The organism is Flavobacterium chilense (genome assembly GCF_001602525.1).
GTDB classification, from domain to species: domain Bacteria; phylum Bacteroidota; class Bacteroidia; order Flavobacteriales; family Flavobacteriaceae; genus Flavobacterium; species Flavobacterium chilense.
Window position 1 is genome coordinate 150127 of record NZ_LSYT01000008.1, and the last position, 17275, is coordinate 167401.

Sequence of the window (17275 nt, forward strand, 5' to 3'; positions counted from 1 at the left end):
CATTTTGATTCACAAAGTTATATGTTTTTTAATGGTTGTTCTGGGACAGGCTGTATGGTCTCAGGGTCAGGAAAGGACTGTTTTGAACGGACGTGTGACTTCAAACGTTTCCGGTTTGGAAGGTGTTTATGTGATCAATGCGCAAACCGAAGTTATGACTACAACCAATGAATCGGGGAGTTTTTCGATTGCTGCAAAAGCAGGTGATGAGTTGGTTTTTTCATCTATACAATTTAAGGAAAACAGAATCTTATTGGCTCCTGAAAATTTTACCGATATTAATTTTACTGTAAAATTGGGCATGGTGGTGCATCAGTTACAGGAAGTTGTGGTAAAGAATTATAATAGTGGAATTAATGCTGTTTCTCTTGGAATTATTCCAAGCGGACAAAAGTCATATACAGAAGCCGAACGAAAATTACATACAGCAACAGCGTTAGATCCAACAGCAAGTGCAGGTTTAATGGCTGGAGGATCAATCTCTGCAGATCCTTTGCTGAATTTTTTCTCCGGACGCACAGCAATGCTTAAAAAAGAAGTTGCGGTAGAGAAAAAGGAGTTTTTTATGAAACTGCTGGAAAGTATGTTTTCTATAGATCATTTTGTGAACAGGTTGCAAATTCCTTTAGAATACGTAAAAGGATTTGAATATTATGCGGTGGATAATGATAAATTCACAGTAATTTTGAACTCGAAAAATAAAACTTCAACAGAATTTTTGTTAGGAGAATTAGCTGTTAAATACAAAGAAATAATTGCAAGTGAGAATAAATAATATCGCCTACATAGTCCTTTTGTTTTTGTTTGTTCAGGTTGGTTTTGCCCAGAAAGTGGTTTCGAAAGAAATTTCGGGACAAATATTTGAGCAGTCCACTTCGGTTGAAGGGGTAAATATTATTAATAATACCACTCAGGTTGCAACAGTTTCAGATGTAAACGGAATGTTTTCTATTGTAGCTAAAGAAGGTGATGTTCTGGTTTTTTCGGCAGTTAATCTCGAAGCACTTAAACGCAGGATTACGGCAGATGATATGAATGCAACTTCGCTTCAGATTAAAATGACCGCAAAAGAGGTAGAGTTGAAAGAAGTTATCGTAAATGAAAATGCCAATATTACAGCAGAAAATTTAGGTGTAATTCCATATGGGCAAAAAAAATATACGCCTGCAGAACGAAAAGTATATACAGCAACATCAACCTCTGTAGATAAGTTACTTAATAAAATTTCCGGACGGACCGCTATGCTGAAAAAAGAGGTAAATGTGGAGAAAAAAGAGATGCTTTTTGCAAAAATGGAATACCTTTTTGAAGAGAATTATTATACTGACAGATTGAAAATTCCGGCAGAGGATATTAAAGGATTTCAGTTATATTGTGTGGATGATGCTGAATTTGCTGTATCTTTGAATACTAAAAACAAAACAATGAGTATGTTTTTAATAACCGATTTAGCAAGGAAATATCTAATAATTCTCGAAAATGAAAAATAAACTAGGAATACTCGTTGTGTGCTTATTTTGTCAAATTATACTTGGGCAAAATGGAAGGAAACCTTTACATGGTCAGGCAGTTAATAATACTCTGGCAATCGAAAGTGGTTACGTAATGAATGTAAATGCAAACGTCAGAACCTTTATTGGAACAAATGGATTGTTTGATATTATGGCAAAACCTAAAGACACTTTATTGTTTACAGGGTTGGCATTTCAGTCAAAAAAGATTGTTTTAACAGAGAAAGATTGTGCACAAGTTCTTTTTGCAGTATCTCTAACTTTGGTAAGTAATGAGTTAAAAGAAGTTTTAGTTCATAAAGACCTAAAAGTGAAAGCGCTTGGAGGTAATTCGCAAAAAATTGTAGATATGCAGTTTGAAGATGATAAACAGTCTACAGCTAAAAATACGGCAATGTATTCTGATCAGACGATCAAATACGGAACTGATTTTGTGAGGATTTTTAAAGATGTTAAAAAACTTCTTTCTAAAAATGATGAAGTAAAAGAAGAGACAATATCTGATATGGCTTTTATAGAATATTCAAGAGCAAATTTTCAACCTGATTTTTTTACCAAAACGTTAGCTTTAAAAGACGATGAAATTGAATTGTTTTTGATGTATTGCTCAAATGATCCAGAATCAAAAAGACATCTTGATCCTGATCAGAAATTTGAACTGATGGATTTTTTAATTACTAAAAATAAAGAATTCAAAAAATCGAATGTTGCCGGGAAATGAAAAATAGATTAATCTATCCTTTACTCGGGATATTGTTTTTGTCCGTTTCTGCTTTTACATTCCATAAATTTTACATGGGTATTTTTCAGGTTAATTATGCGGCTGAGAAAAAGATGATTCAAATTACTTCCCGCATTTTTATTGATGATTTAAATAATGGAATGGAGAAAAAGTATCACAAAAAAACATTTGTTGGTACGGATAAAGAAACAGAAGCAGATGTAGAGCTTCTGAAAAAATATCTTTCAGAAAATTTCACTATAAAAATAAACGGTCAGTTTAAACCTATTACTTTTTTATCTAAAGAAGTTGAGGCTGGAGATGTTTTGGTTTGTTATTCCCGAATAAAAGACATTGATAAATTTAAAACAATCGAAATCTCTAATACTATTTTGGTTGATTGGAATGCTGAACAGCAAAATATTACACATATCTCAGCATTTGGGACAAAAAAGAGTGTGCTTTTTACAGAATCTTCAAGGAAAGAATTGTTAAAATATTAGAGAATGTGTAAAAATGTTGTTTTAATTGTTATTTTCACACCCTGACAAAAATTACCATCAAACTTTTATGAAAAAACTTTCATTATTATTAATTTTTCCTGCAATGTTAATTGCTCAGGAAAAAACAGTTGCTCCTAGACAACAAGGGAAATACGATACTAACAAATTCAGTCAAATGTATGATTTGTTAGCGACCCCTAATATGTTTCGTACAGCTTCTGGAGCTCCGGGACCAGCATACTACCAACAACAGGCAGATTATAAAATTGATATTGAGTTAGACGATAAAAATTCAAAAATTAATGGTTCTGAAGTTATTACGTACTCTAACAACTCTCCGGATAGCTTAGAATATTTATGGATTCAGTTAGATCAGAATCAGGCAAAAGCTAAAACTCAGACTTCTTTGGCCGAAAGTGAAAAAATCAATCAGGTTTTACCACTTGAAGGTTTTTCAAGTAAATACCTGAAAAAAGATTTAGAACGCGGATTTAATATTGAGCAGGTAAAAGACATCAAAGGAAATCCAATGTCATATACCATCAATGAAACGATGATGCGTATTAATTTAGCAACTCCGTTAAAACCGGGAGAGAAAATCTCATTGGCGATAAAATGGTGGTACAACATTAATAATTACAGAAAAGAAGGCGGACGTTCCGGTTATGAATTGTTCGAAAAGGACGGAAATAAATTATATGTAATTGCTCAGTTCTATCCAAGAATGGCAGTTTATAATGATGTTGAAGGCTGGCAAAATATGCAGTTCTGGGGAAGTGGGGAATTTGCACTTCCGTTTGGAAATTTTGATGTTAATATTACTGTTCCTGCAGATCACGTAATTGATGCAACAGGAGAATTGACCAACAGAAGTGAAGTTTTTACACCAGAACAGGTAAAACGTTACGAGCAAGCTCAAAAATCATTTGATAAACCAGTTGTTATTGTAACACAAGCTGAAGCAGAAGCTGCAGAAAAAGGTTTTTCTGATAAGAAAAAAACATGGAGATTTAGTGCAAAAAATGTTCGTGATTTCGGAATTGCTTCGTCAAGAAAGTTTATCTACGATGCAATGGCCGTGAAAATAGGAAACAGAGTAGTGATGGCAGAATCTGTTTATCCAAAAGAAGCAAATCCGCTTTGGGGAGAAACATCGACAATGGTTGTAGCGCATACTCTAAAAAGCTATTCATCACATACATTCGATTATCCTTATCCAAAAGCAGTTTCAGTTTCTGCAGAAGATCAGGGAATGGAATATCCAATGATTTGCTGGAATTTTGGTCGTCCGGATGAAAATGGAGTAACGAGTAAAGAAGTTAAAAACGGAATGATTGGGGTTGTGATTCACGAAGTAGGACACACTTTCTTCCCGATGATTGTGAACTCTGATGAACGCCAATGGACCTGGATGGACGAAGGCTTGAATTCCTTTTTAGAATATTTGGCAGAACAGGAATTAGATCCGAATTTCCCTTCAAGACGTGGACCTGCAAAAAATATTGTTCCGTATATGAGTGGAGATCAAAAGTTTTTAGAGCCTATTATGTCTAACTCTGAAACCATTCATCAATTTGGGAATAATGCTTACGGAAAACCGGCTACAGGACTTAATATTTTAAGAGAAGTAGTAATGGGAAGAGAATTGTTTGATTATGCTTTTAAAACATACGCAAACAGATGGAAATTCAAACATCCAACCCCTGAAGATTTCTTTAGAACTATGGAAGATGCTTCGGCAGTAGATTTAGACTGGTTTTTCAGAGGATGGTTTTACTCAACAGATTTTGTAGACATTGGAATCAAAGATGTAAAACAATACTATGTTTCTGAAACTCCAACGGCAGATCTTAAAGATGTGAAAGTGAAAAAAGGACGCTTTGGATTTGAAAAAGGACCATTTGTCTATTTGGTAGCAGGAGATAATGCAGAAGTAAGTGCTTCAAACAAAAAAGCGTTAAAAGTAGAAGATGTAAAATCTTTGGCTGATTATGTAAGTCAAACATTTACAGCAGATGAAAAAGCAAGTTTGAAATCGCCTAAATATTTCTATGAAGTAGAATTTAATAAACCAGGCGGAATGATTATGCCAATTTTGGTTGAGATTACTTACGAAGATGGTACAAAAGACAATTATCAGTATCCGGCACAAATCTGGAGAAAAAATAATGATACAGCCAAAAAAGTATATGCTACTGAAAAAGCAATCAAAAAGATTCAAATTGATCCAAAACTAATGACGGCTGATATTGATGTAACCAATAATAGCTGGCCAAAAGTAGAAGAAAAATCAAAATTTGATTAAAGATAAATTGAAAAGACTCTGAAAGGAGTCTTTTTTTTTAAGTAAATTTTAAAACTGTCAGCTACAAAATTTAATATCTTTGTGGCACACAAAAATAAAAGATATGTTTGGTATAGGAGGAGGTGAATTAGTTTTTATACTGTTTATAGTACTAATGCTTTTTGGTTCAGACAAAGTGCCGGAAATTGCCCGTACAATGGGTAAAGCAATGGCACAATTGAAAAACGCAACAAATGATATTAAAAGTGAAATTCAAAAAGGGGCAGAGGCCAACGGTCTTGATACAAAATCCCTTACTGATATAACAGGTAATATCAATGCTCAGATCAACGATGCAAAATCTAATTTATTAGGTGATACTACCAATCTTTCCGGTAATTTACTGGGAGATACTAAAACAGAAATAGATAAAGTAAAAGAAGATATAGAGTCAATCTCAGGACCTGTAAAACGCCAATTATAAATATGCTTGAAAAAATACAAGAATTAGATTCCAGTTTACTGATATATCTAAACGGTTTAGGTTCTGAAAAATATGATAAATTATGGCTTATTATCACCCAGCAATTGTATTGGACGCCATTTTTTTTATTGCTTTTTTATCTAATTTATAAAAAGCTTGGAGGTAAGCAAATCTTATATTTGCTGCTTTTTATAGCAGTTTTAATTACTTTTACAGATCAGGTAACCAATCTGTTCAAATACACTTTTCAGCGTTTACGACCATGTAATAATCCGGATATCAATACCATTATTCGTGTCGTGCAAACCAGAAAATCCTATAGTTTTTTCTCAGGTCACGCAGCCAATACAATGGCAGTAGCAACGTTTTTATATCTTATTTTAAAACGTCATTTTAAATATTTAGGCTTCATATTTCTATGGCCTTTAATCTTTGCTTACAGCCGAATTTATTTGGGATTACATTATCCTGGAGATATTTTGACAGGATATTTCTTTGGAGCACTTTTTGGATTCTTATTGTATTTCGTTTATCGAAAACTAAAACCACAGTATTTTCCGGGGTAATTTTTTTAGTTGCTGAGGGTTTTAAATTACTAACATTATAAGTTTTTAAGAACATTATATAAGTCAATATAAAAGGCTTTGACCAAATACACACTGGTATTTTGGTTAAAGCCTTTTTTTAAAGAGAAAAATCTCAAGAAATTAATTAAGGATTGTTTTTTCGCTCCATTCCAAACCATTTGGAAGTTGTTGTTGGCTAAATTCAATGTGAATAACTCTTCTGCGTTCGTTGTTTGTCGTTTTGTTTGATGCATGAAATAATAAAGGTTTCATAATCATGATACCACCTTTGTCGACTTCACAGATTGTTTCTTTTTCTTTATTAAAATCCAGATTTTCAATCCTCAAAATTCCTTTTGAGTGTGAATTATTGATAACTTTTAAAGCACCATTATCTTTTGTTGTTTTGTCGATATGAATCCTGATCGTGAAATTATTCTCTAAAACCTCTTTTGGTGGCTGAACAGCAAACTGATTTTGTTTTACAGTCCAGTTTTCAAAATTTTCTACTTCAATCTTTTTGTTTACAGAAATAGTGAGATCCTGATGATAAGCTACAAACCAATTTGATTTTTCAGGTTTATCAAAATAAATAGATTTGGTAATAAAATACCCTTTCCCAAAAATATCTTCAATAATACTTTTTAGATTTTGGTTAAAAATAAAATCTAGAGTCTCCGGTATTTCTTTATGAAATTGTCTAATCGCAAATAAATCCTGAGATTTTCTAAAAGTAGGATTGTCGGTTTTGTTTTCAGTACTGTTTTTGATCAGCGAAATCAGTTTTTCAACTTCATTTTCAGTATAAACATTGTTTATTATTGAAAACCCCTCGTTATCTATCTGGTTTGAATAATTCATCTCAATAGGTTATAATATGAAAAGAGAAAACTTAGTGCTTTAATATCTTAAAACTATAAAACCCTGCTAACGGTTAATCCATCGCGAATTGGCAATAAAACAGTTTCTACTCTAGGATCGTTTTTTAAAAGCAAATTGTATTCTAAAAGCACTTTTGTACTTACATCATTTGGATGAACCGGTTCCAGGATTTTTCCGCTCCATAAAACATTGTCAGATAATATAATTCCGCCTTTATTCATTTTCGGAACAATCATTTCCCAATAATTAAGGTAATTCTCTTTATCTGCATCAATAAAAACCAGATCAAATTTCAGATCTAATGTTGGGATAATGTCTACAGCTTCACCTAAATGCTGAAAAATTTGTTTTCCCCAAGGCGAAGCATCAAAATATTTTCTTTGAAAATCAACCAGTTCTTCTTTAATATCAATAGTATGCAATTGTCCGTTTTCCTGCATGCCTTCGCACAAACATAAAGCAGCGTAACCAGTGTAAGTACCAATTTCAAGAATATTTACCGGACGTATCAGTTTAGAAAGCATACTTAAAACACGACCCTGAAAATGTCCGCTAAGCATTCGGGGTAAAAGTATTTTCTGGTACGTTTCTTTGTTTAGTTTGGCTAATAATTCCGGTTCGTTTTCAGAATGTTGCTCGATATAATCTTCTAATTCCTGTGATATAAAATGCATCTTGTAGTAGTTCTAATTTAAAGCAAAAATACAAAAATATCAGTGTACTATTTTGCATAAAAAAAACCATTCGTTTAAGCGAATGGTTTTAGTCTCATTACATAAAGAAACTATTTCTTTAAAGCGTCTTTAACTTCTTTAGCCGTTTTTACAGTTCCGTCTTTTGCAGCTTTTGCAGCATTTTCTACTTTTTCAGCGCCTTTTTTAGTGGCATCTTTTACATCAGTAGCTGTTTTCTTTGCAGCAGTTTCAACATCGTCAGCTGCCTTTTTAGTGGCATCTTTTACATCTTGAGCAGCATTTTCTGTTTTGCTTACAGCACTGTCTTTAACTTCTTTAATATCTGTAGTCAATGAGTCAACTTTGTTTCCAAGAGTTAATTCCTCGTCTGTAGGTTTTGGCTCTTTCTTTTCGCATGATTGAACAGCAAATGCTAACAACGCAACAACAGCTAAGCTTAAAATTTGTTTTTTCATAATAAAATGTCTTTTTAGGTTATAAAATTTAAAGGTCATAAAGTAGAATAATAAAAATACAAATTTTAAAATGATTGCGCGCTTTGTAAGATTACTTTTCTTTTGAGAGCAAGACAATTCTTGTGCCAAATTTTATTTTTTTTTGAACCTATCAGTATTTTTTTAACACTATTATGTTTCGTTTTATTGGAGTTAAAACCTGTTTTACTGTTATTGTGCTGTTTTTCGGGGTATTAAGCTTATTTTTTAGTGATGATTAGAGCTTATTTGATAACTAAAATATTATCATTTTTAGAGTAATCATTCAGCGTAATGTTGAAAATCATAGTTAGATCTTTTCCGGCTCTAACAACCCCAAGTGCAGCTGTTGGAGGAGACATTCCAAAATCGGCAAAAGTAATCTGATTAGATCCTTTTAGAGTAAAAGTACCATTACTGGCTGATACGTTTACCTGAGTTCTGTAATCTTTACTAACTCCTGCAATGGTATAAGTTCCGGTTAAATTCCAGGTAGTTTCGTTTAGTTTGTTTGCAGATTTTAAAACATATTTAATGTTTTTGTATGTTTTGGTATCCATCGTTTCATAAGCCACATTGTCCATACTTGTTTTACTGCTTTTTATACTTTCTGCTAATAATGTGATAGTTAAACTGTTTATATCAATTAGTTTAGAATCTGTAACACTTAAATTAGCAATGCAGCTTCCTTCTGTAGATTTCATAACCCAGTCGTGTACATTTGATGTTCCTGCAACTTCAAAAGTTCCTTTTGACATTGTATAATTTCTTTGTGCATTTGTCGGTAATGACATTGTTATAAAAACCACTGTCAATAAAATTGATTTAATTGTTTCCATTTTGATTAGGTATTGTGGGGTTAATCATTTGAATAAGGAAGTTTTGTAATCTGATCTGTTTTAGAATTAAAAGCTTGCCTTATTTCTTAGGTCAAATTTATTGTGAACTCATAAGAAAGAAGATGATAAAAATCATAGTTGAGGATTTATTAAATTCCTATAATTATTTATTGCGATTTTAAGCTAAGTTCTAAAGAAAAGTGATTGGCTCTTAAAATAGAAATCGAAGATTCATGAGGCGCTAAGCTTCAGGATATCGTCAGGAATTTTAAGGAAAAAATCAGTAACTTTGCCGCATGCAAATTGAGAAAAAAGACATACGAGCCTTATCAAAAGATCAGTTGCGGGATTTTTTTGTCGCAAATAATGACAAAGCATTTCGTGGTAATCAAGTCTATGAATGGTTGTGGAGCAAAGGAGCACACAGTTTTGAGGATATGACAAATGTTGCAAAAGCAACACGTTCTATGCTCGAAGAAAATTTTGTTATCAATCATATTAAGGTTGATACCATGCAGCGCAGCAGCGACGGAACAGTAAAAAATGCTGTCCGGTTACATGACGGATTGGTGGTAGAATCAGTTTTGATTCCAACCGAAACCAGAACAACAGCATGTGTTTCGAGTCAGGTTGGCTGTAGTTTAGATTGTAATTTCTGCGCTACTGCAAGATTAAAACGAATGCGAAATCTGGAGCCGGGAGAAATTTACGATCAGATTCTGGCTATTGATAAAGAAAGTCGTTTGTATTACAATCATCCGCTTTCGAATATTGTTTTTATGGGAATGGGAGAGCCTTTAATGAATTACAATAATGTCATTAAAGCAATCGATATGATTACATCTCCGGAAGGTTTAGGAATGTCGCCAAAACGTATTATGCTTTCGACATCCGGAATTCCGAAAATGATAAAAAAAATGGCCGATGATGATGTGAAATTCAAATTGGCAGTTTCCCTGCATTCTGCTATAGATGAAACCCGTGCTAAGATTATGCCGTTCAGCAAGAATTTTCCCTTAAAAGACTTACGTGAAGCATTAGAATACTGGTATAGAAAAACCAAAAGCAAAATCTCCTACGAATATGTGGTTTGGAAAGGAATTAATGATGATAAGGCTTCAGTTGATGCCTTGGTGAAATTCTGTAAATATGTACCATGTAAAATAAATCTAATCGAATACAATCCAATCGATGACGGAGAATTTCAGCAAGCTTCAGAAGAATCTATTTTAGCTTATATAAAAGCGTTAGAGAATATTGGAGTAGTATGTAAAGTACGTCGCAGCCGCGGAAAAGATATTGACGCCGCTTGTGGACAATTGGCGAACAAAGAAGGATAGAGTTTTAATTTAAGGATAAATAAAAAGCATTAAAAACAAGAGCTATTCTTGTTCTTAATGCTTTTTTTGGGCAAAAAGGATTTTACTTTTTTAAGTTAATTTCTTCTGTAATATCATTTTTGGTTATTTTGGCAAGCGAATCGCAATCTCCGCTTCCATAATCGATAACTGCAGCAGCTCCGTTTTTAGTAATAGAAACAACTCCCTTTACAGGAAAAGGACTTTTGCAGGATGCTTTAAATTCGAGCGGAGTTGTAATTTCAACAGAAAAAGTATCTCCGTTAGGAAAAGTAGTTGATCCGCTTCCGGTCACCAAAGAAGCGTTGTCTTCCCAATTAAACCAGGTATCATAGCCTTCAACCATTTCTTTTACCAAAGAACCTTTTCGTTTATAAACCTTTCCATCATCAAAAGTAACCGTCATATCAATTGTTCCCGTCAAAACAGGATGAGCTGTAGCAAATAAACTAGTTGCTTTTATGGTTCTTACAATGCTTTTACTTCCCTGTAGTTTTTTACCATTATGATAAAAACCGTCAAAAGTATAACTGATAGTTTGTGTAGCAGCGGCAAAATCATTGGCAAAAGAAAGTACCATTTTACCTTTTACTACATTTCCGTTGCCTAAAGTACATCCTTCAGTGCCAAAATCAATAGTTTTTGTCCAGGTATTATTTGTTAGAGTAGTTGTTATAATGGCGCAGGTAGGTAAAAAACTTTTTACAGGACCTGCGGGTTTACCAGTGCTATTTTGTTGTACGTTAAATTGATCCTCCGCAATATCCGTTACATCTTCTATTGAGGCATCGATTTTGGCATTGGTAATAATTTCATCGTTCGAAATAGATGCAGACGATCCGTTATTTGTTTTCTCATCAGAATTACAGCTAACGAAAAATGATAAAGCAGTCAATGCTCCAATAAATAAAAATTTTGTTTTCATAATAATGAGTTTAATTAGGTTTTACTTTTAATTAATGAATTCAAATCAGGCTTTATTTATATTATGTATTTGGTGAGATTTCTTAATTATTGCATAAATTGTTGATATACTAACGTAAAATAGACAACGTTTTTTTATTTAAAATAGTATATTTGGGATCGAAATGAATATTACTTCTCAAATAAAACAGCCGATCTTTAACGAGATGGAACTTTTTGAAAAAAAGTTCCATGAATCGATGACCTCAAAGGTGGCTTTGCTAAATCGAATTACCTATTATATCGTAAACAGAAAAGGAAAACAAATGCGTCCGATGTTTGTTTTTTTAACTGCAAAAATGGTTTCAGAAGGTACTGTAAACGAGAGAACCTATCGTGGAGCATCAGTAATAGAATTAATTCATACCGCAACTTTGGTACATGACGATGTGGTTGATGACAGTAATCGCCGCCGTGGATTTTTCTCTATCAATGCCCTTTGGAAAAATAAGATTGCCGTTTTAGTGGGAGATTATTTATTGTCAAAAGGTTTATTGCTTTCGATAGACAATGGCGATTTTGATTTACTCCGAATCATTTCTGTTGCTGTTCGAGAAATGAGCGAAGGTGAATTACTTCAGATAGAAAAAGCCCGAAGACTTGATATTACAGAAGATGTTTATTACGAAATTATCCGAAAAAAGACCGCTACACTTATTGCGGCTTGTTGTGCTCTTGGTGCAAAATCGGTAATTGAAGATGATATTCAGGTAGAAAACATGCGTAAGTTTGGTGAATTAATCGGGATGGCTTTTCAAATTAAAGATGACTTGTTTGATTATAGCGAAGAAGCCATTGGTAAACCAACCGGAATTGATATTAAAGAGCAAAAAATGACTTTGCCTCTAATTCATGTTTTAAATACCTGTACTCCGCAAGAAAAAAAGTGGTTGATAAACTCCATCAAAAACCACAACAAAGACAAAAAACGCGTAAAAGAAGTTATTGCCTTTGTAAAAAATAATAATGGTTTGGCTTACGCCGAAAATAAAATGGTGCAATTTCAACAGGAAGCGCTTTCTCTTTTAAATAATTACCCGGATTCTGATTTCAAAGCAGCACTTACTTTAATGGTAAACTACGTTATTGAAAGAAAGAAATAAATTTTTTAATTAGATAATTAGAAAATTTGTTGATTAAATAATTGGTTTACTTTGTTGTAAATCAGTTGTGTATTTCTGTTTGTTTGGAATTTTTAATTTTTTTATTGAAATTTTCCATACTCTATGCAACCATTTCAAATCGATACTCGTCTATGCTAATAGAAGTCTGTTGCTAAACCAAAAACCAAACGCTTATTAATGAAAATTATTCATTTACATCAGGAAGAAACTGAAATTATAAAGTTGGCTGTCGAAAATAACCGACAAGCTCAACAGCAAATTTACAGTAGGTTTTCTTCAAAAATGCTAAGTGTTTGCCGACAATATATAAAAGACATTCAATTAGCAGAAGATGTAATGATCACAGCTTTTATGAAAGTGTTTACCAATCTGGACAAATTTGAAAATAAAGGAAGTTTTGAAGGCTGGATTCGCCGAATCATGGTAAACGAATGTATCTCTTATTTAAGAGTTCAGAAAAAAGTAAAATTTGCCGATGATGAGATTTATACAGAAGAAAGTTTTAATGCCATAGATAGTCAGTTTTCGATAGATCAGATTCAGTTTCTGATAGATGCTTTGCCGGACGGATATAAAATGGTTTTTAATTTATATGCTATCGAAGGGTATAAACATAATGAGATTGCAAAGATGCTGGGAATTAATGAAGGAACATCGAAATCGCAATTATCGCACGCTAGAAAAATGCTGCAAACACAAATTAATATTCTAAAAAAACAAGATAATGGAACCGAATAATTTTGAAAAGGATTTCCGTGAAAAACTAAATCAACGCCAAATTGAACCAAGCGACAAAGCCTGGGATCGATTAGACGCTATGTTGAGTGTTGTCGAAAAGAAAAAACCGAAAAAGAACAGAAAATGGCTTTATATAGCAGCAAGTATCGTAGGTTTTCTTTTGGTTGGAACTTTCTTCTTTAATCAAAAGAAAGATATTCACACAACACCCAAAAACACAGTTGTTATAGAGGAAAACACGAAGAAAGATTCAGTTATAAAACCCACTTTAAATAATACTGTGCCAGTTAAAACCGAAGTAGCAGTTTCTGAAAAAACGCCAACAGAGCATGCTGTAAAAGAAGAAAAAAGTCTTAACCCAAAATTAAATAGAACCATAAAAAATGAACCAAAACAAATAGCGGAGTCTTCAGTCATCATCAAAAACAATCAGGAAAAAAAATCAATCAACAAACCATTAGTTACAGAGCCTTCAAAAAAAGAAACAGTAGATCAGTTATTAGAAACAGCCGAAAAATCTGTTGTTGCTGAAAACACGGTTAAATCAAAATCAAAGTTAAAAGTCAATGCAAACGATTTGCTTAATCAGGTCGATGGCGAATTAGAACTTTCATTTAGGGAAAAAGTAATTACAAAAGTCAATAAAAATTATCAAACCGTAAAAGTAGCTTTAGCAAACCGAAATCAGCAAGAATAAAGAATAAAGAATAAAGAATAAAGAATAAAGAATAAAGAATAAAGAATAAAGAATAAAGAATAAAGAATAAAGAATAAAGAATAAAGAATTTACCAATTATCATTCACAATTCACAACTTACAATTCACCATTAAAAATCATCAATCAACAATCAATTTTAAAAAATCAATCATGAAGAATTTTACCATTTATCTCGTAATCTTAGTCTTTTTATTTGTTAGTAAAGTACTGGGACAGGAAACATTCGAGTCAAGAGCAAAACAAATTGCCAATAAAATAGAAAAGGTTACAAAAGAAGAAAAAGCAGCTTTAAAAGAAGAAGTCGAAGCCGTAAACGTTCAATTGTCTGAAGGGAAAATTACTCAGGAACAAGCAGACAAACGTAAAAAAGAATTAGCAGAAGCCAGAGCGATTATCATTGAAGAAAAAGTCACATTGGCACAAAATGAATTGAATGATTTAGTGCAGCAAAAAGTCGACGGAAAAATCAAAGAACAGGATTCAATAAAGAAAGGAAAGATTGTTATCTACTGGGATAAAAATGACAAGAATAAAAAAAGCAGGGATTCAATTCGCGGCGAGAGAAGAACAACATCTCAGTTTGTATTTGCAATGGGGTTAAATAATATGATGGCCGATGGGAAACTTCAGGATTCTAATTACAGTTTTATAGGATCACATTTTTATGAATGGGGTTTTACATACAATTCAAGATTAATGAAAAACGACAATTTGCTACATGCTAAATACGGACTTTCGTTAATGTACAACAACATTCGTCCTACAAATAACCGAAACTTTGTAGTAAACGGTGATCAGACAGTGTTACAGACCAATGCCATTAATTTGGATGAATCACGTTTTAGAAATGTTTATATCGTGGCTCCGGTACATTTAGAATTCGATTTTTCAAGACCAAAAGTAAGCAACGGAAAAACATATTTCAGAACACATCAAAGTTTCCGTTTCGGAATTGGGGGCTATGCCGGAATCAACGTAAAATCGAAACAGATTTTAAAATACGATCAGGACGATTTAGATTATAAAACAACCATAAAAGGCGATTATAATGTAAATAACTTTATCTATGGTGTAAGTTCTTATATAGGTTATAAAGCGTGGAGTTTGTATGCAAAATATGATTTAAACCCGTTGTTTAAGAATAATTTAGTGAAAGAAAACAATATATCATTAGGATTAAGACTTGATTTGAATTAAAATGCAGTTGAGTTAGTTAGTAGAAAAAGTGCTTCGTAAGAGGCACTTTTTTTATTTGAAAACCTCAGATTTGAGGATGGATTTGCGTACTTTTACAGACTTCAAATTTTTTAAATATTTTACGTTTTGATTTCACAAAATACAATTGATTCTGTTTTTGAAACCGCTCGCGTTGAGGAGGTTATTGGGGATTTTGTCAATTTAAAACGCGCCGGAAGTAACTTCAAAGGGTTAAGTCCTTTTTCAGATGAGCGTTCTCCGTCGTTTATGGTCTCGCCTGCAAAAGGAATCTGGAAAGATTTTAGTACAGGAAAAGGAGGTAACTCTGTCAAATTCCTGATGGAGCACTCACAGTTTACTTATCCCGAAGCGATTCGATATCTGGCAAGAAAATATAATATTGAGATTGAAGAAACCGAACAAACAGATGCTGAAAAAGCCATGACAGATGTTCGTGAAAGTATGTATCTGGTTTCGGAATTTGCTAAAGATTACTTTCATAAAATACTTTTAAATTCAGAAGAAGGAAAAGCAATTGGACTTTCGTATTTTAAAGAAAGAGGTTTTACAAACGAAACGATTAAAAAGTTTAGTTTAGGATATTCTCCGGAAACCTGGGACGCACTTACTAAAGAAGCTCTGGGTAAAGGTTATAAATTAGAATTTCTGGAAAGTACCGGTTTAACCATTGCCAGAGAAGATCGTCCTTTTGACCGTTTCAAAGGTCGTGTTATGTTTCCTATAGAAAGCATGTCCGGACGTGTTTTAGGTTTTGGAGGACGTATTTTAACCAATGATAAAAAAGCGGCAAAATATTTAAACTCTCCGGAAAGTGATATTTACCATAAAAGTAAAGTCCTCTACGGGATTTTTCAGGCCAAACAATCCATAGCCAAGCAAAATAATTGTTATTTGGTTGAAGGATATACAGATGTAATTCAGTTTCATCAGGCAGGAATTGAGAATGTTGTAGCTTCGTCAGGTACGGCTTTAACGCCTGATCAGATTCGTTTGATAAATCGTCTGACCAGAAATATTACAGTGCTTTTTGATGGAGACGCTGCAGGATTACGTGCCTCTGTTCGAGGAATCGATTTAATTCTGGAAGAAGGAATGAATGTGAGAGTTTGTGCTTTTCCTGATGGAGAAGACCCGGACAGTTTTGCAAGAAAAAATTCTCATGATGATCTGGTTGCTTATCTGGAGCAAAACAGTAAAGACTTTATACAGTTTAAAGCATCACTTTTGATGAAAGATGCGAAAAACGACCCTATAAAAAAAGCTGATCTGATTCGGGATATGGTTGTAAGTATTTCTAAAATTCCGGATCGTATTCAGCGTGAAGTGTATGTTCAGGAATGTGCCAGAATTATGGATATTTCGGAGCAGGTTTTGGTAAGTACACTGGCGCAGCTGATTCAAAAAGATATTGCAGAAGTTAATAAAAAACAAAAGCAGGAACAGAAGCCTTTTGAAGTTTTTAGAAACCAAAAACCAAAAAATGTTACTTTTTCAGGAGGTGATCCCGAAGATCCAAGAACTGGGCCACCAGACGATTATTATCCGGGAGGAGAACCGGGATATCCGGAAGAACCCACAGAAAAAGTGGATATTCTGGACGGTTTCGAAAGAAAAATTATTGAGATATTATTATTATACGGAAGTGTAGAAGAGGACTTTGAAGATGTTTTCCTGAAGGCAGATGAAGAAGGGAATATTAAAGAAGTCTCTGAAAAACGAAAATACAAAGTTTACGAAAAAGTGTATTTAAGTTTGCAGGAAGATGAAGTAGAGCTTTCTAATACTTTATTTCAAAATATATTTACAGGATTAATTGATTTTTACAATCAAAATCAAACTTTTAGCTTAGATAAATATTTGATGCATCTGGATCCTGATTTTGCACAGGAAGTGACGAATATTTTAATGGAAGATGAAAAATTAACCATTCACAACTGGGAAGGACAAAATATTTTTCCGAAACATAAAAGTGAAACGATCGAACAAAATGTTTCAGATACTATATTCTCGATGCGTTGGTTTCTAGTTTCAAAAATTATTCAGGAATTGAAAGACTCGCTTATGGCGGATCCAAAAGAAGATAATTCAGAATTATTATCAATGGTAGTAGATTATTCAAAACTCTTGAATAATTTCTCAAAAAGGCTCGGAAGGGTAGTAGTTCCTTATCATGGCGGATAAAAATCAAAAAGCTCTAT

Annotated in this window: 18 protein-coding genes; 13 read left to right on the forward strand and 5 right to left on the reverse strand. The window is 33.2% G+C overall.

Features of this window, described 5'->3' with window-relative positions:
- The first annotated feature begins 4 nt into the window (after positions 1 to 4).
- From A4F88_RS18480 to A4F88_RS18510, 7 genes are all read left to right on the forward strand, one after another.
- Positions 5 to 775, forward strand: a complete 771-nt coding sequence (locus A4F88_RS18480; protein ID WP_245179170.1) for a carboxypeptidase-like regulatory domain-containing protein — start codon at positions 5 to 7, stop codon at positions 773 to 775.
- The gene (locus A4F88_RS18485) at positions 762 to 1490 is read left to right on the forward strand and encodes a carboxypeptidase-like regulatory domain-containing protein (RefSeq protein ID WP_068844388.1); all 729 of its coding nucleotides are present in this window, start codon (positions 762 to 764) and stop codon (positions 1488 to 1490) included. The genes A4F88_RS18480 and A4F88_RS18485 overlap by 14 nt, the downstream gene beginning before the upstream one ends.
- A complete protein-coding gene (gene bamP / locus A4F88_RS18490) occupies positions 1480 to 2232 on the forward strand; it encodes a BamP family beta-barrel-assembly machinery protein (protein ID WP_068844204.1) in 753 nt (250 codons plus the stop codon). Before A4F88_RS18485 ends, bamP begins: the two co-directional genes overlap by 11 nt.
- Positions 2229 to 2735, forward strand: coding sequence for a DUF6702 family protein (locus A4F88_RS18495; protein WP_068844205.1), 507 nt, complete (start codon positions 2229 to 2231; stop codon positions 2733 to 2735). The genes bamP and A4F88_RS18495 overlap by 4 nt, the downstream gene beginning before the upstream one ends.
- A gap of 67 nt (positions 2736 to 2802) precedes the next feature.
- Complete coding sequence (locus A4F88_RS18500) at positions 2803 to 5040, forward strand: M1 family metallopeptidase (protein ID WP_068844206.1); 2238 nt, start codon at positions 2803 to 2805, stop codon at positions 5038 to 5040.
- A gap of 103 nt (positions 5041 to 5143) precedes the next feature.
- On the forward strand, positions 5144 to 5503 hold the full coding sequence (locus tag A4F88_RS18505) for a Sec-independent protein translocase subunit TatA/TatB (RefSeq protein ID WP_068844207.1): 360 nt from the start codon (positions 5144 to 5146) through the stop codon (positions 5501 to 5503).
- Positions 5504 to 5505: 2 nt separating this feature from the next.
- The gene (locus A4F88_RS18510) at positions 5506 to 6069 is read left to right on the forward strand and encodes a phosphatase PAP2 family protein (RefSeq protein WP_068844208.1); all 564 of its coding nucleotides are present in this window, start codon (positions 5506 to 5508) and stop codon (positions 6067 to 6069) included.
- Between the two features lie 141 nt (positions 6070 to 6210).
- Here A4F88_RS18510 and A4F88_RS18515 read toward each other — a convergent pair whose 3' ends face one another.
- The 4 genes from A4F88_RS18515 to A4F88_RS18530 form a co-directional block, all read right to left on the reverse strand.
- Positions 6211 to 6930, reverse strand: a complete 720-nt coding sequence (locus A4F88_RS18515; RefSeq protein WP_068844209.1) for a phytanoyl-CoA dioxygenase family protein — start codon at positions 6928 to 6930, stop codon at positions 6211 to 6213.
- A 53-nt stretch (positions 6931 to 6983) separates the two neighbouring features.
- Complete coding sequence (locus A4F88_RS18520) at positions 6984 to 7625, reverse strand: O-methyltransferase (protein ID WP_068844210.1); 642 nt, start codon at positions 7623 to 7625, stop codon at positions 6984 to 6986.
- Positions 7626 to 7735: 110 nt separating this feature from the next.
- A complete protein-coding gene (locus tag A4F88_RS18525) occupies positions 7736 to 8101 on the reverse strand; it encodes a hypothetical protein (RefSeq protein WP_068844389.1) in 366 nt (121 codons plus the stop codon).
- A gap of 263 nt (positions 8102 to 8364) precedes the next feature.
- Complete coding sequence (locus tag A4F88_RS18530) at positions 8365 to 8958, reverse strand: YceI family protein (RefSeq protein ID WP_068844211.1); 594 nt, start codon at positions 8956 to 8958, stop codon at positions 8365 to 8367.
- 296 nt (positions 8959 to 9254) lie between these two features.
- On the opposite strand from A4F88_RS18530, the gene rlmN reads away from it, so the two are divergent.
- Positions 9255 to 10298 (forward strand): dual-specificity RNA methyltransferase RlmN, encoded by a 1044-nt coding sequence (rlmN, locus tag A4F88_RS18535; RefSeq protein ID WP_068844212.1) that lies wholly within the window; start codon positions 9255 to 9257, stop codon positions 10296 to 10298.
- An 82-nt stretch (positions 10299 to 10380) separates the two neighbouring features.
- Here the strand turns inward: rlmN and A4F88_RS18540 are convergent, their stop codons facing one another.
- Entirely contained in the window at positions 10381 to 11241 is an 861-nt protein-coding gene (locus tag A4F88_RS18540; protein WP_068844213.1) for a hypothetical protein, read from the reverse strand.
- A gap of 163 nt (positions 11242 to 11404) precedes the next feature.
- Here A4F88_RS18540 and A4F88_RS18545 point away from each other — a divergent pair, with 163 nt between their 5' ends.
- From A4F88_RS18545 to dnaG, 5 genes are all read left to right on the forward strand, one after another.
- Positions 11405 to 12382 (forward strand): polyprenyl synthetase family protein, encoded by a 978-nt coding sequence (locus A4F88_RS18545; protein WP_068844214.1) that lies wholly within the window; start codon positions 11405 to 11407, stop codon positions 12380 to 12382.
- A gap of 198 nt (positions 12383 to 12580) precedes the next feature.
- Entirely contained in the window at positions 12581 to 13141 is a 561-nt protein-coding gene (locus A4F88_RS18550; RefSeq protein WP_068844215.1) for an RNA polymerase sigma factor, read from the forward strand.
- Positions 13128 to 13838 carry a hypothetical protein gene (locus A4F88_RS18555; protein ID WP_068844216.1) on the forward strand — a complete coding sequence of 237 codons (711 nt, stop codon included), beginning with the start codon at positions 13128 to 13130 and terminating at the stop codon, positions 13836 to 13838. The genes A4F88_RS18550 and A4F88_RS18555 overlap by 14 nt, the downstream gene beginning before the upstream one ends.
- A gap of 171 nt (positions 13839 to 14009) precedes the next feature.
- The gene (locus A4F88_RS18560; protein WP_068844218.1) at positions 14010 to 15056 is read left to right on the forward strand and encodes a F0F1 ATP synthase subunit B family protein; all 1047 of its coding nucleotides are present in this window, start codon (positions 14010 to 14012) and stop codon (positions 15054 to 15056) included.
- Between the two features lie 126 nt (positions 15057 to 15182).
- A complete protein-coding gene (gene dnaG / locus A4F88_RS18565; protein ID WP_068844220.1) occupies positions 15183 to 17258 on the forward strand; it encodes a DNA primase in 2076 nt (691 codons plus the stop codon).
- Positions 17259 to 17275 lie beyond the last annotated feature (17 nt).

Bases quoted from the DNA above. Each gene is read 5' to 3' on its own strand.
- A4F88_RS18550 (WP_068844215.1), top strand. From the start codon at position 12,581: ATGAAAATTATTCATTTACATCAGGAAGAAACTGAAATTATAAAGTTG.
- A4F88_RS18540 (WP_068844213.1), bottom strand. From the start codon at position 11,241: ATGAAAACAAAATTTTTATTTATTGGAGCATTGACTGCTTTATCATTT.
- A4F88_RS18515 (WP_068844209.1), bottom strand. From the start codon at position 6,930: ATGAATTATTCAAACCAGATAGATAACGAGGGGTTTTCAATAATAAAC.
- A4F88_RS18530 (WP_068844211.1), bottom strand. From the start codon at position 8,958: ATGGAAACAATTAAATCAATTTTATTGACAGTGGTTTTTATAACAATG.
- A4F88_RS18495 (WP_068844205.1), top strand. From the start codon at position 2,229: ATGAAAAATAGATTAATCTATCCTTTACTCGGGATATTGTTTTTGTCC.
- A4F88_RS18545 (WP_068844214.1), top strand. From the start codon at position 11,405: ATGAATATTACTTCTCAAATAAAACAGCCGATCTTTAACGAGATGGAA.
- A4F88_RS18555 (WP_068844216.1), top strand. From the start codon at position 13,128: ATGGAACCGAATAATTTTGAAAAGGATTTCCGTGAAAAACTAAATCAA.
- A4F88_RS18520 (WP_068844210.1), bottom strand. From the start codon at position 7,625: ATGCATTTTATATCACAGGAATTAGAAGATTATATCGAGCAACATTCT.
- A4F88_RS18510 (WP_068844208.1), top strand. From the start codon at position 5,506: ATGCTTGAAAAAATACAAGAATTAGATTCCAGTTTACTGATATATCTA.
- A4F88_RS18560 (WP_068844218.1), top strand. From the start codon at position 14,010: ATGAAGAATTTTACCATTTATCTCGTAATCTTAGTCTTTTTATTTGTT.
- A4F88_RS18500 (WP_068844206.1), top strand. From the start codon at position 2,803: ATGAAAAAACTTTCATTATTATTAATTTTTCCTGCAATGTTAATTGCT.
- A4F88_RS18505 (WP_068844207.1), top strand. From the start codon at position 5,144: ATGTTTGGTATAGGAGGAGGTGAATTAGTTTTTATACTGTTTATAGTA.
- A4F88_RS18525 (WP_068844389.1), bottom strand. From the start codon at position 8,101: ATGAAAAAACAAATTTTAAGCTTAGCTGTTGTTGCGTTGTTAGCATTT.
- rlmN (WP_068844212.1), top strand. From the start codon at position 9,255: ATGCAAATTGAGAAAAAAGACATACGAGCCTTATCAAAAGATCAGTTG.
- bamP (WP_068844204.1), top strand. From the start codon at position 1,480: ATGAAAAATAAACTAGGAATACTCGTTGTGTGCTTATTTTGTCAAATT.